This is a genomic window from Streptomyces atroolivaceus (assembly GCF_000717025.1).
Taxonomy (GTDB): domain Bacteria; phylum Actinomycetota; class Actinomycetes; order Streptomycetales; family Streptomycetaceae; genus Streptomyces; species Streptomyces atroolivaceus.
Genome location: NZ_JNXG01000019.1, coordinates 106,484 through 129,062 on the forward strand (window position 1 = coordinate 106,484; position 22,579 = coordinate 129,062).

The window sequence follows — 22,579 nt, forward strand, 5'->3', positions numbered from 1 at the left end:
GAGATCACGTGAAAGTCACGGAGTTGACAGCGTGTCACCTTTACCGGCCGGATTCCCCGGATCGAACTCCACGGGAAGCGTGCGCAGTCCACGCATGATGAGCCCGCCGCGCCACCGCAAATCGGCAGGTTCCGCAGCGAGCCGCAGGTCGGGGAGGCGTCTCAACAGCGTCGCCAGCGCCACCCGGCCCTCCAGCCGGGCCAGCGGCGCGCCCACGCAGTAGTGGATGCCGTGCCCGTAGCCGAGGTGCTGATTGTCACTCCGTGCGAGATCCAGGGTGTCCGCATCCTGGAACCGCTCGGGATCCCGGTCGGCGGCGGCCAGCACCACGAGAACGGGGTCCCCCACCGCGATGTCCTGCCCTCCCAGGTTCACGGGTTCGGTGGCGTAGCGCCACGTCGCGAGCTCCACCGGTCCGTCGTAGCGCAGCAGCTCCTCGATGCCCGTGGCGAGCAGCTCCGTCTCCCCGGCGGCCAGCGAGCGTTCCAGGCGTTCACGCTGGGCCGGGTTGCGCAGCAGCGCGTAGGTGCCGTTGCCGATGAGATTCACCGTCGTCTCGAAACCGGCGAAGAGGAGGATGAAGGCCATGGCGGCGGCCTCGTTCTCACTGAGGTGCTCACCGTGGTCGCTCGCCCGGATCAGCCCGGAGATCAGGTCGTCGCCGGGATTCTCCCTCTTGCGGTGGATGAGTTCGGCGAGGTAGCCGCGCATCTTCTTGACCGATCTGGCCACCCCGCCGCGCGGCCCCCCGCCGTGCCGGATCATCATGCCCGCCCAGTCGCGGAAGTCGTCCTGGTCCTCGCGCGGCACACCGAGCAGGTCGCAGATCGCGTAGATGGGGAGGGGGAAGGCGAAGTCATGGATGAGGTCCGCCTTCCCCTCCTCGATGAAGCTGTCGATGAGGCGGTCCGTCAGTTCCTGCACGCGCGGCGCGAACTCCGCGACCCGGCGCGGGGTGAACGCCTTGGACACGAGCCGGCGCAGCCGGGTGTGGTCCGGGGGGTCGATGTTCAGCAGATGCGTCATCAGCTCCGCCTTGCGCTCCCCCGGGATGCCCGTCTTGCCCTTGGCGTTGGCGGACCCCGCATGGTGGGCCGGGTTCTTGGAGAGCCGGGTGTCGGCGAGGGCCTGCCTGGCGTCGGCGTACCGGGTCACCAGCCAGGCCTCGACACCGCTGGGCAGCGCCGTGCGGTGCACGGGGCTGTGCTCGCGGAGCCAGGCATAGGCCGGGTACGGGTCGGTGGCGAACTCCCAGGTGAAGAGTTCGGGCGCTGCGTCGGGCGCGGGGGCGCTCTCGGGGCTGTCGTTCACTCCTCGACGCTATCGGGAGGGGTGCCGAGGCCCTCCGCCGCCCGGATCGCGTCCCGGTAGGCGCGGGCGGCGGCCCGCAGGGCGGCCTCCGGGTCGGTGCCGTCCTGCTCGGCCCGTACGGCGAGGGCGAGCAGCCGGTCCCCGACCCCGTCGCCGTCGGGGAGCGCGACGTCGAGGCCCTCGGCACGGACCCTGCTGCCGAGCTTGGCCGCCAGCGCCAGACCGGGCTGGCCGAGCGGCACCCCGTCGGTGACCGAGGCGCGCTGCTTCTCGATCGCCTTCGTCCGCAGCCAGTGCGCGTGGACGTCCTCCGGGGTCTCGGCGGTCTCGTCGCCGAAGACATGCGGGTGCCGGTGGACCAGCTTGTCGACGATCGTGGCGGCGACGTCGTCGATACCGAACGGCTCCTCCTGGTCCTCCTGCGCGATGCGCGCGTGGAAGACGACCTGGAGCAGTACGTCGCCGAGCTCCTCGCGCAGTTCCTCGCGGTCGCCGTCCTCGATCGCCTCGACCAGTTCGTACGCCTCCTCGATGGCGTACTTCGCGAGGCCCTCGTGCGTCTTCTGCGAGGTCCACGGGCATTCGAGCCGGATCCGGTCCATGACCTGGACCAGATCCAGGAGCCGCGCCCCGGGCAGGTCGTACGAACCGGGCAGCAGCTCCAGGTCCGGCATCCGCACCCGGCCCGAACCGCCGAGCCGGGCCAGGCCGTCGGTGAGCCGCTGGTCGCCCTCGCCTCCCACGAGCACCACCACGGTCCTGCCGCCCGCGCAGTCGTCCACGAGTTCCTCGGCCGAGGGCGCGGTGTGCTCCACGGCGACACCCGCCTCCCGCAGATACGGCAGCTGCGGGTGGTCCCGCCCGGCGCACAGCACCCGGTCGGCGGCGTGAAGCGTCTGCCAGGCGGGCCAGGACAGCAGACCGGGGGCGACCCGGTGGCTGGCGGTGAGCAGGACGATGCGGCCGGGATCTTCAGCGTTCACGCTGTCGAATTTACCCCCGGCCGGGCGGGGTCAGGCCCCTGCCTCGGGCTCCTGCCCCTGCGCGGGGGTGACCTGCGTGATCCACGGCGCCTTGTAGGTGCTCAGCTGGACCTTCTGGTTGTCCCAGCTGCCGTAGCGCGGGTTGACGTCGATGTGCAGCGCCTTCGACGCCTTGGTGAGGGCCTCCTGGACGGCCTGCATCCCCTCGGGGCTCTGCAGGTCGACGCCGAGCGCCGAGGCCAGTTTCCGGATCTGTACCTCCTGGCGGAGGGTCTGCTCGATCTGGCCGGGCGCCACCCAGCTCTGCTCCAGCATCCGCGTCCGCGCTCCCTCGTCCCCGCCGGACTGCTCGGCGACGACGCCGCGGACCTGCTGGATCTCCTTGCGGCTGACGCTCACCCCCGCGTCCTCGGCGGCCCGGTCCAGGACCTTTCCGAGGATCAGTCCGGACAGCTTGGCCCGGATCAGCTGGCCCGACTCCGTCACCAGCTTCTCGGGCTGCTCCGAATCCTGCTGCGCGGTGCGCACGTCGGCCGCCTGCGCCTGGACCGTGGCCACGTCGATCCGGTCGCCGCCGACCACGGCCGCGGCACCGGGGTGGGCCTCGCTGCCGCAGGCGGTCAGGAGCGGCGCAGCGACGAGCGTTGCGGCGGAAAGGGCGAGCGCGGTGCGACGTCGGCGGTGCAAAGGAGCCTCCCGGGGAGAGTTTGTGCATCAGTGCACAAAGCCTTGCGGTGATCGATGTTAGGCAGTGGACGTGATTCGGGCCACTGCTTCGACCAACGATTTCCGGACCGGTCTGTGTGGGGTCGCGGACGAAATCCCCCGCGGCTCGTCTTTTCGGCCGTGGTCCGGCCTACGCGGAACCGCGTACGTCCTGGTGGTGGGTCAGTTGCCGGCGGAGCTCCGTGGGGAGGTGGTGGTGAGGGCCGTAGGCGCGCTCCGTGTCGTAGAGAAGGGCCTGCAGCTGGGCGCGGCCCGCCGCGTGGTCGCCCACACCGAGCAGGAGATGGCCGATCCGGTGGCGGATGTCGAAGGCCCGGCCGGGTCCGGCGGAGGTCGCGTAGCCGTTCTCGTAGTAGGGGAGGACGGCGCGGTACTCGACGAGGGCGGCGGCCGCCTCGCCGAGCTGCTCCAGGCACTGCGCGGCGTCGTAACGGAACTGCAGGGTCTGGGAGTCGGCGGGCCCGGCCTCCGCCGCGCGGTCGTCGGCGAGCCTGCGGAGCTCCGGCAGAGCGCGGCGGTACTGGCCGTCGTCCATCAGCGTCGCCGCGTACTGCTTGCGCAGGATCCGTACGACCGGTGAGTGCTCGCCGTGCTCCGCGGCGGCGGCCGGCAGGATGCCCCCGAGGATGTCGACGGCCTGGGTGATGCGGCCCTCACCGAGCAGCCGCTTCACGTCGTCGACCGCCCGCGCCACGTTCGGCCGGGCGGGCGGCTCCTGAGGCGCTGCGGGTGCCTGCTGGGCGGGGACGGGCACCGGTGCCGGGACGGCCGCCCGGTCGGGCCAGGGTGCGTGCGGCCGGAGGAAGGGCCGGGTCGGGTCGAGGGGTCCCGCCGGCGCTCCTCCGACGGGCAGCAGGGGCCGCAGGGACTCGTAGACCTCCTGGGCGGAGCCGGGGCGGTGCTGAGGGTCCTTGGAGAGCAGCCGCAGGACGAGTGCTTCGAGTGCCTCGGGGACCTCCGGCCTGAGATGACGGACCGGGAGGGGCGGCTCGTAGAGATGGCGGTGCAGGACCCCCAGGGCGGTGGACCCGGCGAACGGCACGTCGCCGCTGAGGAGTTCGTGCAGGACCACACCGAGGGCGTAGAGGTCGGTGTACGGGCCCACCGCGCCGCCCATCGCCTGTTCGGGGGCCATGTAGGCCGGGGAGCCGATCGGTGATCCCGTGTGCGTCAGGCGGGTGGTGTCCGTGTCCATGACGGAGGCGATGCCCAGGTCGAGCACCGTGAGGGTGCCGTCGGGCTTCACCATCGCGTTGCGCGGCTTGAGGTCGCGGTGGACGATCGGCACGGCGTGCACCGCGGAGAGCACCGCGCACAGCTGTGCGGCGATCGCCACGGCCCAGGGCCACGGATAGGGGTCGTGCTCGGCGAGGTGGTCCGCGAGGTCGGCGCCCTCGACGTACTGCATGACGAGATAGAGGTCGTCGCCGTCACTCCCCGCGTCGTGGACGGTGACGAGACCGGGGTGGTCGACCTGCGCGGTGACCCGGCACTCGCGGACGAACCGGCGGCGCAGGTCGTCGGCGGCCTGACTGCCGGTAGGGCCCGCCACCCGGTCGGGGCGCAGGAGCTTGACCGCGACCCTGCGGTCGAGGCGCTGGTCGTACGCCGTCCAGACCTGCCCCATACCGCCCTGGCCGAGAATGGTCGCCAGCTCGTAACGCCCTGCGATGACACGCCCGTTCACCGGGCGTCACCCTCCTTGCGGAGGTAGTCGCTCAGCTCGTCGAGCTCGGCGCGCACCTGGTCGATGCGCTGCGGGGCCGTGGCCCTCGGCACTTCCGGCGGCGGGGTGGGAGCGGTCGGTGCGGGAGTGGGTGCGGGGACCGGGCTCCGCTGCGGGGCGGGCGGGTATCCGTAGGACGACGGGGTGGGCCGCGCGGGCGCGGTCTGCCGCGACGCGTAGCCGCCGGACGGGAACGAGGACGCGCCCGGGTGCCGGGCGCCGTACGGGCCGGGGTGCGCCCCCGGGTGGCGGCCTCCCTGTGGACCGCGGTACGGGTCGAAGTGCCGTATCTCCGCCCACAGGTAGTAGGTGACCGTGCCGACGAAGACGACCAGGATCCAGGTCAGGGTGATGACCGCCTGCCCGTCGGTCATCACCTCCTCCTCTTCCGGCAACGACCCGAGGTACGCGACGAGTCCGACGTTCAGGGCCAGTACCAGGCCGAACAGCCACCAGTCGCGCTGCTTCCGGGTGACGACGGCCAGCCGGAGCATGGCCGCCCAGGCGAGGACTCCACAGCTCAGCAGGGCGAGCGCCACGAACACCACGCGCAGTGTGACCAGCGTGGCCGAGGTGGGACTGCGCTTCGGCTGCTGCTCCGGCGGATAGCCGTAGCCGTGCATGTGCTGCTCCCGGAGGGCGTGATGATCGGACGTGTGGCAGTGAGCGTATACACCGACAAGGACAACGGGTCCCGGGTTGTGCACAACCGTTGTGCTTCACGTCACTCCGGGGCGACCGAACCGTCCGTGAGTCCGTCGTACATCCCCTGCACCAGCTGCCCGCCGAGCCGCCCCGCCGTGCGCAGCGCGTCCTCGAACGCGGCGAGGGCGCTGAACTGTGCACCGTACCTCTGCTGTTCGGCCAGTGGCAGGCGCGGCACCTGGAGTCGGCGGGCGTCGAGGCGCGTGGCGGTGGAGGCGTAACTGCTCGCCTGCCGGCTGTTGGCGGTGCCGCGCAGGAATCCGGCGAGGAACCAGGGGTCCAGGGCGGCCGGATCGGGGCGCAGCAGCTGGAGGTTACGGCCGAGCGCGGCGCCGGCGGTGGCGTCGTCGACGACCCTGGCGACCGAGCCGCCGCCGAGTACCGGCACGATGACGTCCCCCGGTTCCAGCAGGAGCGGTTCGCCCCCGGGGGGCCCGGACGGCACGGGGGGCGTACCGCTGGGGGCCGTGCCGGCGAGGACGTCGTGCTCGGTGAGGACCGGCGCCGTGCCGCTGCCGGCGCCGGTCCCGGTCCGCAGGTGCAGGGCGCCCGCGCGGGCCAGTTCGCCGACCGTGGTGAAGGGCCGCCTGGCCGGTTCGCAGGGGACGGCCGGCCGCGGTGTGAGCCGGGCCGTCAGTTTCAGGGTCTCCTCCAGCCGCCCCCGTACGCGGACCAGCTCGGCCGCCCCGCCGCCGGCCGCCCGGGGCGGCAGGTGGCGGGCGGGGGCCAGGTCCACGTCGTCGTCGAGGAGTTCGATGACGGGGACGGCTCGGCTCGTCCCCGGGCGCTCTTCGAGGGGCTCCCGGCGGCCCGGCACGTCGAAGGTGGTCCACGCGTCGAGCACCGCGCCGCGCACCGCCGGCCAGTCCAGCCGGTCGCGGCCGGAGGGGGCGCCGGCGGTCTCGGGCTCCGCCGCGTCGACGACGAGCAGTTCGGGCGCCGGGGACTGCTCGGCACCCGGCTTGCGGAGGACCCAGATGTGGAGCGGGATGCCGTACGGGGGCGCGGCGCCCGCCGGGAGCGCGATGACGGCGCGGAGGGCGCCGCGTCGGAGCAGATCGGCACGGATCCGGCGTCCCGACCGGCGGGAGGCGGCGGCCGGGGGCATGAGCAGCACGGCGGTGCCGCCCTCGCGGAGGTGGGCGAGGGCGTGCTGGACCCAGGCGAGCTCGGACTCGGTGCGGGCGGGGAAGCCGTACTCCCAGCGTGGATCGTAGGCCAGTTCGGCGTGCCCCCAGTTGCGCTCGTTGAACGGCGGGTGGCAGAGCACGGCGTCCACGGTGAGCCGGGGGAACGCGTCGTCCCGCAGGGTGTCACCGGTCCGCACCGCCAGCGGGGGCCCGGCGGCTCCGCTTCCGGTGGACTGCAGGGCGAGCCGGAGCGCGGTGAGCGCCGCGAGGTCGGGGTCGGTCTCCTGCGCGTGGAGCGCCGTGGGCCGGGCGACGGCGCACAGCAGGGCGCCGGTTCCGGCGGCGGGGTCGAGGACCGTCAGCGAGCCCTGCCTGCCACTCCGCCGGGTGGCGTCCCCGGCCGGTTGCGCGAGGTCGGCCATCAGCTCGGCGAGCCCGGGGGGCGTGAGCGTGTACTGGCGCGGGTTGGCGTCCAGCTGGCGGCCGAAGAGGAAGTCGAAGGCCTGCCGGGCACCGGTCTCCGCGGCGAGCTCGGCCGCGGCGCGCAGCAGCGGGACGGACGGCAGCAGGGCTGACGCCGTGGGGGTGTGAACCGACCGCTCCGGTCCGAAGCGGTCCGCGAGTACGTGGTCCAGGGCTCCGGGCAGCACCCCTGCCATGCGGGCATCCGAGACGGCGGTGATCTCCAGCCAGGCGGTGGGCCTGTCCCGGACGAGCAGGAGGGCGCACCCCGCGTGGACCAGTGCCGTCACGGCGCCGTCGGGGTGGCCCGCCACCTGCTGCCAGACCCGTTCACGCAGCGGTACCTCGGCGAGTTTGCCCTGGTGGCGCAGCCACTGCTCGACCTCGGGGAGCGCGAAGGACGGGCTGGCTTCGGTGCCTCCGACAGGTTTCGGGAAGTCGGCGTGCCGGCGGCGCCAGTTGCTGACGGCTGCGCGGCCCACGCCCGCGAGCCTGGCGATTCCGGCCGCGGTCACCTCTGTCGAGTCATCCGGCACTGGGCTGTCTCCCGTTCCGCGCACGTCGGTGTCACCTGCTGTGTGTGGGTGAGCATACCGACAGGCCAGCACAAGCGGTTCACACCCATTATCGTGTTGACTCGGTTCACAGCGGATGGTCTTATTGACCCGCCGCACACCGGTGCAACACATCGCTCCGCTCACAGTCCCCGTTCCTCATCGAAGGGCACAGCCATGTCCCAGTACACGCAGCCGCACCAGCCCCAGCAGCCGTACGTCCCCGCGCAGACGCCGGGCACCCGCCCCGCCCGTAACGGGCTCGGCATCTCCGCCCTCGTGCTCGGCATCATCGGTACGGTCTCGGGCCTGATCCCGCTGTTCTTCTGGCTCGCGGGGATCCTCGGCCTCATCGCCCTGATCCTGGGCCTCGCGGGGCGGGGCCGTGCCAAGCGCGGTGAGGCCACGAACAAGGGCGTGACGACGTTCGGCGCGGTCCTCGGACTGGTGTCGCTGATCCTGTCGGTCGTCGGAGCCGTCCTGACGTACAAGGCCGTGGACGACGTGGTGACCGACATCAACAAGGCGGTCGCGGACAGTTCGGCCTCCGCGAAGCCGGCTGCCGGTGGCGGGGCGGCGGCTGACGGCGGGGCGGCCGGGGGCACCGAGGGCGAGGACGACATCCTCAGGGCGGGGGACTCCGCCGTGTACGACGACGGCCTGGAGGTCACCGTGGGCGCCCCGGCTCCCTACACCGCCGACGAGTTCGCGATCGGCCACACCAAGGGCAACAGCGCCTACACGGTCTCGGTCGTCATCGAGAACAAGGGCAAGGAGAAGTTCGACGCGACGCTCGTCGCCGTCGACGCCCGGGCCGGCGAGGACGGTGTGAACGCGGAGCAGATCTTCGACGGCAGGATCGGCGAAGGCTTCACCGGCACCGTCCTCCCGGGCAAGAAGATCACGGCGAAGTACGCCTTCGACGCCCCGGCCGACGCCAAGAACCTGACGGTCGAGGTCGGCCCCGGCTTCGACTGGGACGCGAGCCAGTGGGACCTGAAGCTCTGACGGCCGGAGCGCGGACGACACACCGTCCTGCGGCCCGCGCGACACCCGGTCCCCGCGACACCGCGTCCACCGGTCCGGGCGGCACACCGTCACCCGGCCCGCGCGACACCCGGTCCACCGGGTGTCGCGCGACTCCCCTCCGCCGGCCTGCGGGACGCCCGGAGCCCCGCGCCGGAGGTCCGCCCGCTCCCAGGGCCGGCAGCCCCCTCAGGGGCGAGCCGGCCCTGTGGCGTCAGGCCGTCCGGTGACGCACCCAGACGTTCGGCTCGGCATAGACGGCGTACCCGTGGGTGAGCGAACAGTGCACCGGCACCAGGGCACCCGGCACCTCCACGAACCCCTCCGTGTCGAACGGCAGCCCGGTCCAGGTCCGCCACTGGTCCAGGGTCCCGCTCACCGTCATCGACACCGGGGCCACCGCCTCGATGACTCCGCCGGCCCGCACGTGGACCCGCAGCCAGGGGTCGTACGGCAGCCCGTCCTCCTCCCGGACGCGCCGGGCGTACTCCTCCATCGGCGCCGCGGCCTCTGCGTGCTTCCCGCTCGGCCGGACCGGGGCGACGAGTTCCCGGAATCCGAGGCGCCTGGCGTTCTCCCGCATCGCGGCCACCATGTGCCCAGAGATGCCCTGCCCGAGCCGCCCGGTCGTCACCGTGATCTCGATCGCGCTGACGGTGTCCGGAGTGCGCCCGTGCCGCAGGTCGGAGAAGGCCCACAACAACACCTGGTCCCACCCGCCTTCCGGCAGCTTCCCCCGCCCCGGCGCGCCGAGGGCGAAGGGCACGCTGTACCCCCGGGCCACCACCGTGCCCTCGGGATCGGTGGCGACGAGCACGAACTCGGGGAACTCGGCGGCTATACGGGGGAAGTTCGCCCAGCCGACCAGGTCCTCCAGAACGAAGGCGGGCCAGGTGTCGGGCATCGCCTCGAGCGCCTCGGCGAGCTCCGGCCGCTCGGCGAGCGTAGTGATCTTCAGGTCCATGCGGCCACGCTATGCACCGCGCCGCCCCGCGCCAACCGGTTTCGCGGTCACACCGAACCGACGACGAGCACCCCCGTCGGCACGAGGGTGAGGAGTGCGCCGGCCGTCCAGTAGGCGCGCGGCGCAAGCCCGGCCCTGCGCCGTACCGGCTCGTTGACGAGCCACCAGATGACGGCGGACACCACCACCACGGGCACGACGATCACCAGCCACAGCAGCATGCCGTCGTTCTCGTTCGCTTCGCGGGAGGTCCAGCCGAGCTCCGCGAGCGGCCCGTTCGACACGTAGTACCAGAGCAGCCAGACCGGCACGAGGCCCGGCACCCCGAGCAGCAGGTTCATCCCCACGGCAGTCAGCCGCCACTTCCACATGCGCACCAGTATTCACACCGGTGGTACGGGCGACGTCAGCGCGCGGGTGCTTCGGTCGGGCTGCCGCCGGTGGGCAGCTTCTCTGCGGGGCAGGCGGACAGCACCTTCCGCATGGCCTCCCGTTCGGCCGACGTCACCCACAGCCCGTACTTGCTCTTCACCGACACCTGTCCCGCCACGTACGTACAGCGGTAGGCCTTGTTGGGGGGTAGCCAGGTCGCGGTGTCCCCGTCCCCCTTGCGGCGGTTGGTGGACGAGTCGGCCGCCACCAGATTGAGCGGGTCGTTCGCGAAAGCCCGCCGTTTGCCGTCGCTCCACTGCTGGGCGCCCTTCTGCCACGCGTCGGACAGGGCGACGAGGTGATCTATGTCCACCTTGCTGCGGCCGCGTTCGAAGGTGATGCGGGTCCCGGTGTAGGGGTCGGGGTCCAGGACGCCGCTGAGCACCTTGCAGCCGTCGGAGTCCCGTGCGATGTCGGCCAGTTGATCCGCGAGTACGTCGTCACGCGTCCCGCAGCCGTTGCGGTCGGTGTCCGCCCAGGCGGACCCGAACTCGTCCCGGTCGTACCCCGTCCTCGGAGCCCGGCCCTTCACGGTGAGCTTCTCCACCGCCTGGAGGGCGGCCCCGCCGGCCGCCGGAGAGGTCCGGGACGCCGGGGGGCCGGGCGGATCGCCGAGGGCGTCGCACCCGGTCAGCGCCAGCGAGCCGGTCAGAGCCAGCGTCAGCAGTGAGGACAGGCGCGCCCCGTACGGGCGGCGGCGGTACCGGCGGTGCGGGCCGCGTGCGGCAGGAAGGTGGGTCACGACGGTCCAGCGTAGGCGCCGGGGGAACGGCCACGGTCGGCAGGCACGCCCCCGGGGTGCCCGGGACGCCTGGCCGGCCGGCGCACCCGGGCACCTCCCGGCGGAGCGTGCGCGTCATCAGACCTTCCCGATGCCCAGCGTCGTCTCGGACGGCAGGAGCCCGGAGCCGATGGCCTCCAGCCAGAGCGGGCCCAGCAACTCCACCAGCCGCTCCCGCCCGTCCGTGCCGAGCGCCGCCCAGGGGCCCGCGGCGGCCTCGTCCGTACGCCGCTCCACCTCGGCCCGCAGCGCCCGGCCGTCCTGCGTGGCCACCCCGTCCCCGTCCACCAGACCCCTGGCCGCCAGACGGGAACGGGCCGCCTCCCACTCCGCCGTACTCCACCCGCGGCTCGCGAAGACCGCGGGCGGGGCGGCGCCGACCGCCGCGAAGGAGACCAGCGACTCCACCGGGTCCAGGCCTGCCGCGACCAGGGCCGCGACGTGGCCGTCACCCCGATGCTCCCGCAGCACCGTGGCGGCCTGCCAGAGCACCAGGTGGGGCTCCTCCGGCCACGGCAGGGCCGCGTTCGCCGCGGCGAGCGGCCGGCCGGTGACGTCCGCCGCCTCGGCGGCGCGCCGTGCCAGCGAGGCGGCCTCGGCGACCTCCGCACCCTCCACCCTGTCGCCGAAGAGAGTCCGGTACGCCCGGCCGACCGCCCTCGTACGGGCCGCGAGCACCGCCTCGGGGGCGGCGACGGACCAGCCGGCCGGGATGTGGACACCCACCATCGCCGGGCTGAAGCTGTGGAACACGGCCGCCACCCGGTCCGCGTCCGCCGCGCCCAGCGGCGACGCGCGCCAGGCGAAGTAGCCCGGCCAGCGCTCGTCCGTGGCGTACCCGAGGGCGGCGGCCTCCTCGGACACCTCCGGCGCGTAGTAGAAGACGGCGTGCAACGGCTCCAACAGGTGCCACATCTGACGTACGTGCCCCAGTTCGTCGGCCATGTCCCGGTCTCCCCGTCAGTACAGATCTTGTCATCGACTAGATGCATCTCCAGCATGCGGCCCCGCCCGGAAACTTGTCAATGACTAGATATGGCGTACGGTGACGTCCATGACAGGCGAGCGCACCTACCACCACGGCGACCTGCGGCGGGCGGTCCTCACGGCCGCACTCGACGTCATCGCGGCCGACGGACCCGACGCGCTGTCCCTGCGCGACCTGGCCCGCAGGGCAGGGGTCTCGCACGCCGCGCCGGCCCACCACTTCAAGGACCGCACCGGCCTGCTCACCGCGGTCGCCGCCGAGGGGTACGCACTCTTCGCCGACGCCCTGGCCGAGGCCCCCGACCTACGGGAACGGGGCGTGGCCTACGTGCGCTTCGCCCTCGGGCACCCCGCGCACTTCCAGGTGATGTTCCGCCCGGAGCTCCACCGCGCCGACGATCCCGCCCTGCTCACCGCCAGGGCGCGCGCCACCACCGCGCTCCGCGCCGGCGTCAGCGGCCTGCCCGACGCGAGCCGCGGCGGCGACGACCGGCTGGCGGGGATCGCGGCCTGGTCACTCGCCCACGGCTTCGCCACGCTGCTGCTCAGCGGCAACCTGGACGAACCGGTCGGCGGACGGGACCCCGGAGAGGTGTTCCGGGCCCTGGCCGGGCTCGTCTTCACCCAGGAGGACGACAGCGACGGCTGACCCGCCGCACCGAGACGCGCGGACCTCACCCGGATCCGGGGACGGAGATCCACCGCGGAACGGGACCGGCCCCACCGGAAGGCCCGGCGGGGCCGGAACGACAGGGCCCGATCCGGCAGGACCGGTCCGGCAGCCCCGATCCGGCAGGCCCGGCCCGGCAGTCCCGATCCGGCGGCCCCCGGACTCAGGACCCGAGAATCGTCGTCAGGAACTCCCCGGTCCACGACAGGAGTTCACGCCCCACCACCGGCTTCCCGCCGATCCGGCCCGCCGTCGGCCGGGGCACCAGAATCTGCCGAGTGGCCGGCTTGAAGATCGTCTTGGGGTGCAGCCGCTTCAGCCGCAGTTCCTGCGACTCCCGCAGCTCCACCGGAGCGAAGCGGATGTTCGGGCCCTGCAGCACGACCTCGCCCACCCCGCACGCCCGGGCCAGCATCCGCAGGCCCGCCACCAGCAGGAGGTTCTCCACCGGCTCCGGCAGCTTGCCGTAGCGGTCGGTGAGCTCCTCGCGCACCGCCCTGATGTCCTCCTCCGAATTCGCGGAGGCGATCGCCCGGTACGCCTGCAGGCGCAGCCGCTCGCCCGGTGCGTAGTCGTGCGGGACGTGCGCGTCGACCGGGAGCTCGATCTTGACCTCCAGCGGCGGCTCCTCCTCGACCCCGCCGTCGACGGCCGCCCGGTAGTCCGCCACCGCCTCGCCGACCATCCGGATGTACAGGTCGAAGCCGACACCCGCGATGTGGCCGGACTGCTCGCCGCCGAGCAGGTTCCCGGCGCCGCGGATCTCCAGGTCCTTCATCGCCACGTACATGCCCGCGCCCATCTCGGTGTGCTGGGCGATGGTCGCCAGACGCTCGTGCGCGGTCTCGGTCAGCGGCTTCTCCGGCGGATACAGGAAGTACGAGTAGCCCCGGTCCCGGCCACGGCCGACACGGCCGCGCAGCTGGTGCAGCTGGGAGAGACCGAAGTTGTCGCCGCGCTCCACGATGAGCGTGTTGGCGTTGGAGATGTCGATCCCGGACTCGACGATCGTCGTGGAGACCAGGACGTCGAACCTCTTCTCCCAGAAGTCGACGACGACCTGCTCCAGCTGGCTCTCCCCCATCTGCCCGTGCGCCGTGGCGATCCGCGCCTCGGGCACGATCTCCCGGAGCCGCGCCGCGGCCCGGTCGATGGACTCGACCCGGTTGTGGATGTAGAACACCTGGCCCTCACGCAGGAGTTCACGCCGCACGGCCGCGCCGATCTGCTTCTCCTCGTACGGCCCGACGAAGGTGAGGACCGGGTGCCGCTCCTCGGGGGGCGTGGTGATCGTCGACATCTCGCGGATACCCGTGACGGCCATCTCGAGCGTACGGGGGATGGGCGTCGCCGACATCGTGAGCACGTCCACGTTGGCCCGGAGCTTCTTCAGCTGCTCCTTGTGCTCCACGCCGAAACGCTGCTCCTCGTCGACGATGACCAGGCCGAGATCCTTGAACTTCGTCTCCGACGAGAACAGCCGGTGCGTGCCGATGACCAGGTCGACGGACCCGTCCTTCAGCCCCTCCAGCGTCGCCTTCGACTCGGTGTCCGACTGGAAGCGGCTCAGCGCCCGCACGTTGACGGGGAACTGGGCGTACCGCTCGGTGAACGTGCCGAAGTGCTGCTGGACCAGGAGCGTCGTGGGCACGAGGACGGCGACCTGCTTGCCGTCCTGCACCGCCTTGAAGGCCGCGCGCACCGCGATCTCCGTCTTGCCGTACCCGACGTCGCCGCAGATCAGCCGGTCCATCGGGACGGACTTCTCCATGTCCTCCTTGACCTCGGCGATCGTGGACAGCTGGTCGGGCGTCTCCGCGTACGGGAAGGCGTCCTCCAGCTCGCGCTGCCACGGGGTGTCCGGGGCGAAGGCGTGGCCGGGGGCGGCCATCCGCGCCGAGTACAGCTTGATCAGGTCGGCGGCGATCTCCTTGACCGCCTTCTTGGCCCGCTGCTTCGTCTTCGTCCAGTCCGCGCCGCCGAGCCGGTGCAGGGTCGGGGCCTCCCCGCCGACGTACTTGGTGACCTGCTCCAGCTGGTCGGTGGGGATGTAGAGGCGGTCCCCGGGCTGGCCGCGCTTGGCGGGGGCGTACTCGACGAGGAGGTACTCACGGGTCGCGCCCTGCACGGTGCGCTGGACCATCTCGATGTAGCGGCCCACCCCGTGCTGCTCGTGGACGATGAAGTCGCCCGCCTGGAGGGTCAGCGGGTCGACGGACTTGCGGCGGCGGGCGGGCATCCGCCCCAGGTCCTTGCTGGCGGTGCGCTGCCCGGTCAGATCCGTCTCGGTCAGCACGGCCAGCTTCAGCGCCGGGTCGACGAAGCCGTTGTCGATGGCTCCGCACGAGACGTGGACGAGGGACGGCGTGATCTCGGCCAGGTCCTGGTCGAGGCGGGCCGCGATGCCCTCGCCGCCGAGCACCTCGACCGTGCGGGACGCGGGCCCCTGCCCCTCGGTGACGTACACCGTGCGCCAGCCGTCGGCCAGCCACCCCTTGGTGTCGGCGAGCGCGCGGGCGGTGTCACCGCGGTACGCCTCCGGGGCGTGCATCCCGAGCTTGAGGGTGTCGCCGTCCAGCTCCTCGTCCGCGGCGAACGGCGAGATGGACCACCACATCACGCCCAGCTCACGGGCCCGGTCCCGGACGTCGGCGATGCCCCGCAGGGAGGCCGCGCCGACATCGATCGGGGCCTCGCCGCCGCCCGCGGTGGCCGCCCAGGACGCCTGGAGGAACTCCTGGCTGGTCGCGACGAGGTCCGCCGCCCTGGTCCGCACCCGCTCCGGATCGCAGACCAGCGCCATCGCCCCCTCGGGCAGGACGTCGAGCAGCAGCTCCATCTCGTCGACCAGCACCGGGGCGAGGGACTCCATGCCCTCGACGGCGATCCCCTCCGCGATCTTCCCGAGCAGCTCGCCCAGCTCCGGGTGCTCCTGGGCGAGGGCCGCCGCCCGGGTGCGTACGTCCTCGGTGAGCAGCAGCTCACGGCAGGGCGGGGCCCACAGTCCGTGCTCGGCGACCTCCAGGGACCGCTGGTCGGCGATCTTGAAGTAGCGGATCTCCTCGACGTCGTCGCCCCAGAACTCCACCCGCAGGGGGTGCTCCTCGGTCGGCGGGAAGACGTCCAGGATGCCGCCGCGCACAGCGAACTCCCCGCGCTTCTCGACCAGCTCGACGCGGGCGTACGCCGCCGCCGCGAGCGCCTCCACGACCTCGCCCAGATCGGCTGTCTGCCCGCTGCTCAGCGCGACGGGCTCCAGGTCACCCAGCCCCTTGACCTGCGGCTGGAGCACGGAGCGCACCGGGGCGACGACCACCTTGACCGGCCCGGTCTCCGGGTCGTCCTGCCGGGGGTGCGCGAGCCTGCGCAGCACGGCGAGGCGGCGGCCCACGGTGTCCGAGCGGGGCGAGAGGCGCTCGTGCGGCAGGGTCTCCCAGGAGGGGAACTCCGCCACGGTGTCGGGGGGCAGCAGGGTCCGCAGCGCGGCCGCCAGGTCCTCGGCCTCGCGGCCGGTCGCGGTGACGGCGAGCACCGTACGCCCGGCCTCGCGGGCCAGCGCGGCCACGGCGAAGGGGCGTGCGGCGGGCGGGCCGACCAGGTCGACATGGGCCCGGTGGCCGTCGGTGGCGGCCTTCACCGCTTCGGAGAGCGCCGGGTCGGTGACGACGACATCCAGCAGACCGTGCAGGCTCATGAAGGGATTCCGTCCGGTGTGGCAGGTGAGCAACGCGAAGGGCCCGACACGTGGGACGGGCCGGGGTGTCCAGCGTACGACGCCGGTGTGTCACTCGCGCGAGGGAACGCCGTTGTCCGGACGCCTGCAGCGGGGCTAGCCTTAGTCCGGCAGCTAGTCCACTCGTGGCCCCTGTGAGGCAGTCATGGAAGCAGCCCGGCAGTACAACGTGCACGAGGCGAAGACCCACTTCTCGCGCATACTGCAACAGGTCGAGACCGGCGAGGAAGTCGTGATCAGCCGGGCCGGGGAGCCCATCGCGAAGGTGGTGCCCCTCCGGTCCAAGGTCAACCGGACCGACTACGGCGCACTTCGGGGACAGATTCATATCCCCGAGGACTTCGACGAGCTCCCCGACGACATCGCTGAAGCGTTCGGGATGCGTGGATGAGGCTTCTTCTCGACACACACGTCGTCCTGTGGTGGCTCGGTGCCTCGCCGGAACTCCCCGAGGACACGAGGGAGCTCCTGCGCACGGAGGCCGAGGTCTACGTCAGCGCTGCCACACCGTGGGAGATCGCGATCAAGCAAAGCCTCGGAAAGCTGCAGGGCGCCCCCGACCTCGCCGAGCGCGTCAGAGACATGCAGTTCAGGCCTGTCCCGATCACCGCCGAGCACGGTGTACGCGCCGGCCGCCTCCCCCCGCTCCACCGCGACCCCTTCGACCGCATCCTGGTCGCCCAGGCCCAGACCGAAGGGCTGACGGTCGTCACCCGCGACAAGTGGATCCCGCAGTACGACGTGCCGGTCATGCACGCCTGACGTCGGCGGCCACGACGCGATCCGGCCCCGGGGCGTTTGGAGGAACGCCCCGGGGCCGGATCAGTCATCCTACGGCGGGCTCTGTCACCCGTCCGTGGCGATCGCGTTCAGGACGTTCATCCGGCCGGCCCGGAAGGCCGGGACCAGGGCGGCGAACAGTCCGACGAAGGCCGAGGCGACGAACACGGTGATGATCGTCGGCCACGGGATCTCCAGGACCCCGAGCCCTTCCAGCGCCAGAAGCTTCTGGGCCGAGGTGCCCCAGCCCATGCCCAGGCCGAGTCCGAGCAGCGCGCCGAACAGGGCGATGACCACGGACTCCAGCCGGATCATGCGCCGCAGCTGGCGGCGGGAGAGGCCGATCGCGCGCATCAGGCCGATCTCACGGGTCCGCTCGACGACCGACAGGGCCAGGGTGTTCACCACACCGAGCACCGCGACGATGATGGCCAGGGCGAGCAGGCCGTACACGATGTTCAGGAGCTGGCCGACCTGGTCCTTCAGGTCCTGCTTGAAGTCGGCCTGGTTCTGCACCTTGTACTGCGGGTACGCGGCGAGCGAGCTCTTGAGCGCGGCGTACGCCTCCTTCTCCTTGCCGTCCTCCGCCGCGGCGAACATGATCATGTTCTTCGGCATCCTGTCGGCGGCGACGTGTCGCTCGGCGGTGGTGATGTTGACGTACATCGCACCCTGGTCGACGGTCGTGTCGTCCGAGGTGATCGCGGCGACCTTCAGCTTCGCGGTCTCGCCGGCCTTGAAGGCGACGGCGATCTCGTCGCCCACCTCGATCTTGTGCAGGGCGGCGTAGTCCGACCCGACGGACATGGAGTCCGTGCCGTACGCCTTCGACAGGTCACCGGCGGTGGTCGTGCGCCGCAGGTCCCGCGGGTACGTCGGGTCGGCGGCGGTGATGTGCTCGTCCGCCGTCGAGCCGTCGGGGTTGGTGAGCTTCGCGGCGAGCACCTTGTAGTTCGTGACGTACTCGATGCCGGGCACCTTCTCGATGGCGTCGGCGGCCTGCGGCACGATCAGCTGACCGGTGTTCGACTGGACGATGAAGTCCGTGCCGACCGACTTGTCGAGCTCGTCGGTGGCCGAGGCGACCATGGAGGAGCCGACGACCGAGAGGCAGGCCACCAGGGCCAGGCCGATCATCAGTGCCGCGCCGGTCGCGCCGGTACGCCGGGGGTTGCGCAGGGCGTTGCGCTCCGCCAGCCGTCCGACCGGGCCGAACAGCCGCAGGACGACGGCTCCCAGCACCCGGACGACCACTCCGGCGAGCAGCGGGCCGATCACGATGAAGCCGATGAGGGTGAGGACCACGCCCAGGCCGAGGTAGAGCGAGCCCTCGCTCGCCTCGTCCGCCTGCGTCGTGGCCCACAGGCCCGCCGCGCCGACTCCGGTGAGGGCCAGGCCGAGTCCCGCCCGGATCCAGCCGGACCTGGCGTCCGCCGGGGTCCCCGCGTCCCGGAGGGCGGCCATCGGTGAGACCTTGCCGGCCCTGCGGGCCGGGACGTACGCGGCGAGGACGGTGACGACGATGCCGAGCGCCAGTCCGGTGACCGGGGTCGTCCAGGCGACGGTGAGGTCCTTGGTGGACAGCTCCATGCCGATGGATCCCATGAGCTTCATCAGTCCGACGGCGAGCCCGATGCCGGCGGCGACGCCCAGGACGGATCCGACGATGCCCAGGAGTACCGCCTCGACGAGCACGGACCGGTTGACCTGCTTGCGGCTGGAGCCGATGGCCCGCATCAGGCCGATCTCGCGGGTGCGCTGGGCGACCAGCATCGAGAAGGTGTTGACGATGAGGAAGATGCCGACGAGGAAGGCGATCCCGGCGAAGCCGAGCATCGCGTACTTCATGACGTCCAGGAAGGAGCCCATGGAGTCCTTGCCGGCGGCCGCGGCCTCCTCCTGGGTCTGCAGCTTGTACGCACCCGGGTCGCCCAGTGCCGCGGCGACCTTCTTCTTCAGCTCGGCGTCGGTCAGACCGGCTTCGGCCGAGACCGAGATGTGCGTGAAGACTCCGGGGGCGCCCAGGAGCTTCTCCTGCGCCGTGGCGGTGTCGAGGTAGACGACGGCCGCGCCGGGGTTCGTCACGGTGAACGAGGCGATACCGGTGATCTTCGCCCTGATGTCACCGGTGACGGCGATGGTGCGCACCTCGTCACCGAGCCGCAGGTGGTGCTTCTCGGCGGTGTCGGCGTCGATCATGACCTCGGTGGGGCCGCGCGGGGCGTGGCCGGAGGTGATCTCCATGGACCGCAGGTCGTTGTCGGTCCAGTTGCCCGCGATGGTCGGGGCACCGGTGTCGGATCCGAGGTTCTTGTTGTCGGCGTCGACGACGGTGACGGCCATGCTCATGACCCCGCCCTCGGCCTTCTTCACCCCGTCCACGCCGCCGACCTCGGCCACGACGGACGCGGGGAGCGCCTCCGGCTTGCCGTTCTCCGGGACGTCGACGGTCTCGGCGGTCTTCGGGCTGACCGTGACGTCGGCGGACGTCGCCGCGAAGAGCTTGTCGAAGGTCGTGTTCATCGTGTCGGTGAAGACGAGCGTGCCGCACACGAACGCCACCGACAGCAGGACGGCCACGGCGGAGAGCGCCATCCGTCCCTTGTGCGCGAGGAAGTTGCGCATCGAGGTCTTCCAGACGGTCATGACGTCCGCCCGCGCGCGTCGAAGTCCTTCATCCGGTCCAGGACCTGCTCGGCCGTCGGGTTCTTCATCTCGTCGACGATGGAGCCGTCCGCGAGGTAGAGGACCCGGTCCGCGTAGGAGGCGGCCACCGGGTCGTGGGTGACCATGACGATGGTCTGGCCGAGCTCGTCGACCGACCTGCGGAGGAAGGACAGCACCTCGGCGCCGGCCCGGGAGTCGAGGTTCCCGGTGGGCTCGTCACCGAAGATGATCTCGGGGCGGGCGGCGAGCGCCCGTGCCACCGCGACACGCTGCTGCTGGCCGCCGGAGAGCTGTGTGGGCCGGTGCTTGAGCCGGTCGGAGAGGCCGACGGTCTCCACCACCTGCTGCAGCCAGCCGGCGTCGGGCTTGCGGCCCGCGATGTCCATCGGCAGCGTGATGTTCTCGATCGCGTTGAGCGTCGGCAACAGGTTGAACGCCTGGAAGATGAAACCGATCCGGTCCCGGCGCAGCTGCGTCAGCTTCTTGTCCTTGAGGCCCGTGATCTCGGTGTCGGCGAGGTGGATCTGACCCGAGGTCACCGTGTCCAGACCTGCCAGGCAGTGCATCAGGGTGGACTTGCCGGACCCGGACGGGCCCATGATCGCCGTGAACTGCCCGCGGACGATGTCCACGTCGACGTGGTCGAGCGCCACGACCCGGGTCTCCCCCGCCCCGTACGCCTTGACGACCTGCCGCGCCCTCGCAGCGACGGCCGTACGCCCTCCAGTGTCCCCGTGCCTGGGAATGCTTACAGCCGTTGTCACGGTTTTTCTCCTATGTCGGTCGATCCACGGACGTCCCTGTGTACGTTCCGAGTCTCGGATGCGAAGGGGGTCGGGCGCGCTGGTGCCCGGCGCAGTCTTCATGTGGGGTTTTCCCCACCCCTCCCCCTGCGGCGGGCCACATCAGCGATGTAAGAACACGTTAAGGAACCAGGCCCCCGTCTCTCGTCCTCCGGCGGGAGGAACCGCCCCTGGGCACAACTACGTAGCTCCCCCTAGGGGTCCGGGCCCCCAGGAGGAGACCCGGGTCGGGGTCTCACGCTTCGGCCCGGGACTCCCGCGAGGCCACGAGCGGTGAGACAGTGACCCCTCAGAAAATAGATGCATAGGGAAGGGACCCCTGTGGGCGGCACGGACGGCACGAGCGGCACGGACAGCCCGGGAGCGGTGCACGGGACGCCCGCCGGGAAAGCGGCACCGGACACCGACCGCGGACGCCGCCCGGTCGTCGCGGCCCTGATGCTCGGCATGGGTCTCGCCGCCATCGACGGCACCATCGTCGCGACCGCCGTCCCGCAGATCGTCGGCGACCTCGGGGGCTTCGCCGTCTTCTCCTGGCTCTTCTCCGGCTACCTGCTCGCCGTGACCGTCACCCTTCCGGTGTACGGGAAACTCTCCGACACCTTCGGCCGCAAGCCCGTCCTCGTCGCCGGCATCATCCTCTTCCTGGCCGGCTCCCTGCTCTGCGCCGCCGCCTGGAACATGGCCGCCCTCATCGCCTTCCGCGTCGTCCAGGGCCTCGGCGGCGGTGCGCTCCAGGGCACGGTGCAGACCATCGCCGCCGACCTGTACCCGCTCAAGGAGCGGCCGAAGATCCAGGCGAAGCTGTCCACCGTCTGGGCCACGTCGGCCGTGGCCGGGCCCGCGGTCGGCGGCCTTCTCGCCGCCTACGCCGACTGGCGCTGGATCTTCCTGATCAACCTGCCGGTCGGCGCCGTCGCCCTCTGGCTGGTGGTCCGTCACCTCCACGAACCGGCTCGGCCGCACCCCGCCACCCGGCCCCCCACCGACTGGGCGGGTGCCCTCGCCGTCTTCGCCACCATGGCACTCCTGCTGACCGCGCTCGTACAGGGCGGAGTCGCCTGGCCCTGGCTCTCCGCCCCCTCGCTCGGGCTGCTCGGAGCGAGCGCCGCGCTGGCCGCCCTGACCGTCGTCATCGAGCGCCGCGCCGCCGAGCCCGTCATCCCCGGCTGGGTCTGGCGGCGCCGCACCATAGCCTCGGTCAACCTCGCCCTCGGCGCGATGGGACTGCTCATGGTCGCGCCCACCGTCTTCCTGCCGACCTACGCCCAGTCCGTCCTCGGGCTCGGCCCGATCGCCGCCGGCTTCGTCCTGTCCGTGATGACCCTGAGCTGGCCCGTCGCCGCCGCCCTCTCCGACCGGGTCTACAACCGCATCGGCTTCCGCCGCACCGCGATCATCGGCATGTCCGGGGCCCTGCTGGTCCTGCTCTGCTTCCCGCTGCTGCCCTACCCCGGCGCCGCCTGGCAGCCCGCCCTGCTCATGCTGCTGCTCGGTGCGACGCTCGGCCTCTTCCAGCTCCCGCTGATCGTCGGGGTCCAGTCGACGGTGGGCTGGACCGAGCGGGGCACGACCACGGCGTCCGTCCTCTTCTGCCGCCAGGTCGGCCAGAGCCTGGGAGCGGCGCTCTTCGGCGCCGTCGCCAACGGCGTGCTCGCCTCCCGCCTGGCGGGCTCCCCCGTCCCGGGGCTGCCCGGCGACCTGGACGCCGTCTCGCACGCCCTGGAGGACCCGGCCGCCCTCTCCGCCGCCGCGGCGGAGACCCTGCGGCGGGCCGTGGACACAGCGGTCGACCACGTGTTCGCCGGCGCCGCGGTCGCCGCCGCGCTCGCCCTGCTGGTGCTCGTCCTCCTGGCCCCGCGCCGCTTCCCGGTCCTCGACGAACACGAGAGCGCTCCCCAGGCGTCCAAGGACTAGACAACTGACGGGTTACCTCGGGTAGTTCGCCCGTAACCCTCCCCCTCCGCGATACCCGCGAGTAACGTACGCGCTCCCGACGGCGCACCCGCGCCCCTGCCTTGCAGCCCGCCCCGGGCCCGAGCCATGCAAGGAGCACTGCCATGCCGCACGACTCGCAGCCTCCCCCGCACCCGCCCCGGCAGTCCCCGCACCCCCACCGCCCCTCGGCGCCCCGGCACC

Annotated in this window: 18 protein-coding genes; 5 read left to right on the top strand and 13 right to left on the bottom strand. The window is 72.1% G+C overall.

Features of this window, described 5'->3' with window-relative positions:
- Positions 1-15: 15 nt before the first annotated feature.
- From OO67_RS31040 to OO67_RS31065, 6 genes are all read right to left on the bottom strand, one after another.
- Positions 16-1,311 carry a cytochrome P450 family protein gene (locus tag OO67_RS31040; protein WP_033305123.1) on the bottom strand — a complete coding sequence of 432 codons (1,296 nt, stop codon included), beginning with the start codon at positions 1,309-1,311 and terminating at the stop codon, positions 16-18.
- A complete protein-coding gene (locus OO67_RS31045) occupies positions 1,308-2,294 on the bottom strand; it encodes a nucleoside triphosphate pyrophosphohydrolase (RefSeq protein WP_033305124.1) in 987 nt (328 codons plus the stop codon). Before OO67_RS31045 ends, OO67_RS31040 begins: the two co-directional genes overlap by 4 nt.
- 30 nt (positions 2,295-2,324) lie before the next feature.
- Complete coding sequence (locus tag OO67_RS31050; protein WP_033305125.1) at positions 2,325-2,981, bottom strand: SurA N-terminal domain-containing protein; 657 nt, start codon at positions 2,979-2,981, stop codon at positions 2,325-2,327.
- A gap of 169 nt (positions 2,982-3,150) precedes the next feature.
- Positions 3,151-4,707, bottom strand: coding sequence for a serine/threonine-protein kinase (locus OO67_RS31055; RefSeq protein WP_033305126.1), 1,557 nt, complete (start codon positions 4,705-4,707; stop codon positions 3,151-3,153).
- Positions 4,704-5,369 carry a hypothetical protein gene (locus tag OO67_RS31060; RefSeq protein ID WP_033305127.1) on the bottom strand — a complete coding sequence of 222 codons (666 nt, stop codon included), beginning with the start codon at positions 5,367-5,369 and terminating at the stop codon, positions 4,704-4,706. Before OO67_RS31060 ends, OO67_RS31055 begins: the two co-directional genes overlap by 4 nt.
- 101 nt (positions 5,370-5,470) lie before the next feature.
- Positions 5,471-7,579, bottom strand: coding sequence for an N-6 DNA methylase (locus tag OO67_RS31065; protein WP_208861105.1), 2,109 nt, complete (start codon positions 7,577-7,579; stop codon positions 5,471-5,473).
- 195 nt (positions 7,580-7,774) lie between these two features.
- Between OO67_RS31065 and OO67_RS31070 the strand changes: the two genes are divergently transcribed.
- Positions 7,775-8,605, top strand: a complete 831-nt coding sequence (locus OO67_RS31070; RefSeq protein WP_033305128.1) for a DUF4352 domain-containing protein — start codon at positions 7,775-7,777, stop codon at positions 8,603-8,605.
- 232 nt (positions 8,606-8,837) lie between these two features.
- Here the strand turns inward: OO67_RS31070 and OO67_RS31075 are convergent, their stop codons facing one another.
- The 4 genes from OO67_RS31075 to OO67_RS31090 form a co-directional block, all read right to left on the bottom strand.
- Positions 8,838-9,587: an acetyltransferase-like protein gene (locus tag OO67_RS31075; RefSeq protein ID WP_033305129.1), complete on the bottom strand. Its 750-nt coding sequence runs from the start codon at positions 9,585-9,587 to the stop codon at positions 8,838-8,840.
- Positions 9,588-9,634: 47 nt separating this feature from the next.
- Positions 9,635-9,958 carry a hypothetical protein gene (locus OO67_RS31080; RefSeq protein ID WP_106972851.1) on the bottom strand — a complete coding sequence of 108 codons (324 nt, stop codon included), beginning with the start codon at positions 9,956-9,958 and terminating at the stop codon, positions 9,635-9,637.
- A gap of 35 nt (positions 9,959-9,993) precedes the next feature.
- Complete coding sequence (locus OO67_RS31085) at positions 9,994-10,677, bottom strand: HNH endonuclease family protein (protein WP_078598386.1); 684 nt, start codon at positions 10,675-10,677, stop codon at positions 9,994-9,996.
- Between the two features lie 201 nt (positions 10,678-10,878).
- The gene (locus OO67_RS31090; protein WP_033305131.1) at positions 10,879-11,745 is read right to left on the bottom strand and encodes an SCO6745 family protein; all 867 of its coding nucleotides are present in this window, start codon (positions 11,743-11,745) and stop codon (positions 10,879-10,881) included.
- Between the two features lie 109 nt (positions 11,746-11,854).
- Between OO67_RS31090 and OO67_RS31095 the strand changes: the two genes are divergently transcribed.
- On the top strand, positions 11,855-12,436 hold the full coding sequence (locus OO67_RS31095) for a TetR/AcrR family transcriptional regulator (RefSeq protein ID WP_033305132.1): 582 nt from the start codon (positions 11,855-11,857) through the stop codon (positions 12,434-12,436).
- A 184-nt stretch (positions 12,437-12,620) separates the two neighbouring features.
- Here OO67_RS31095 and mfd read toward each other — a convergent pair whose 3' ends face one another.
- Entirely contained in the window at positions 12,621-16,151 is a 3,531-nt protein-coding gene (gene mfd / locus OO67_RS31100; protein ID WP_033305133.1) for a transcription-repair coupling factor, read from the bottom strand.
- 184 nt (positions 16,152-16,335) lie between these two features.
- Here mfd and OO67_RS31105 point away from each other — a divergent pair, with 184 nt between their 5' ends.
- Together OO67_RS31105 and OO67_RS31110 are read left to right on the top strand one after the other, a co-directional pair.
- On the top strand, positions 16,336-16,581 hold the full coding sequence (locus OO67_RS31105; RefSeq protein WP_033305134.1) for a type II toxin-antitoxin system Phd/YefM family antitoxin: 246 nt from the start codon (positions 16,336-16,338) through the stop codon (positions 16,579-16,581).
- Positions 16,578-16,952, top strand: coding sequence for a type II toxin-antitoxin system VapC family toxin (locus OO67_RS31110; RefSeq protein WP_033305135.1), 375 nt, complete (start codon positions 16,578-16,580; stop codon positions 16,950-16,952). Before OO67_RS31105 ends, OO67_RS31110 begins: the two co-directional genes overlap by 4 nt.
- A gap of 84 nt (positions 16,953-17,036) precedes the next feature.
- On the opposite strand, the gene OO67_RS31115 is transcribed toward OO67_RS31110, so the two are convergent.
- Complete coding sequence (locus tag OO67_RS31115) at positions 17,037-19,616, bottom strand: ABC transporter permease (RefSeq protein ID WP_033305136.1); 2,580 nt, start codon at positions 19,614-19,616, stop codon at positions 17,037-17,039.
- A complete protein-coding gene (locus OO67_RS31120) occupies positions 19,613-20,401 on the bottom strand; it encodes an ABC transporter ATP-binding protein (protein WP_033305137.1) in 789 nt (262 codons plus the stop codon). Before OO67_RS31120 ends, OO67_RS31115 begins: the two co-directional genes overlap by 4 nt.
- A 339-nt stretch (positions 20,402-20,740) precedes the next feature.
- Between OO67_RS31120 and OO67_RS31125 the strand changes: the two genes are divergently transcribed.
- Positions 20,741-22,357: an MFS transporter gene (locus OO67_RS31125; RefSeq protein WP_106972852.1), complete on the top strand. Its 1,617-nt coding sequence runs from the start codon at positions 20,741-20,743 to the stop codon at positions 22,355-22,357.
- Positions 22,358-22,579: the final 222 nt, after the last annotated feature.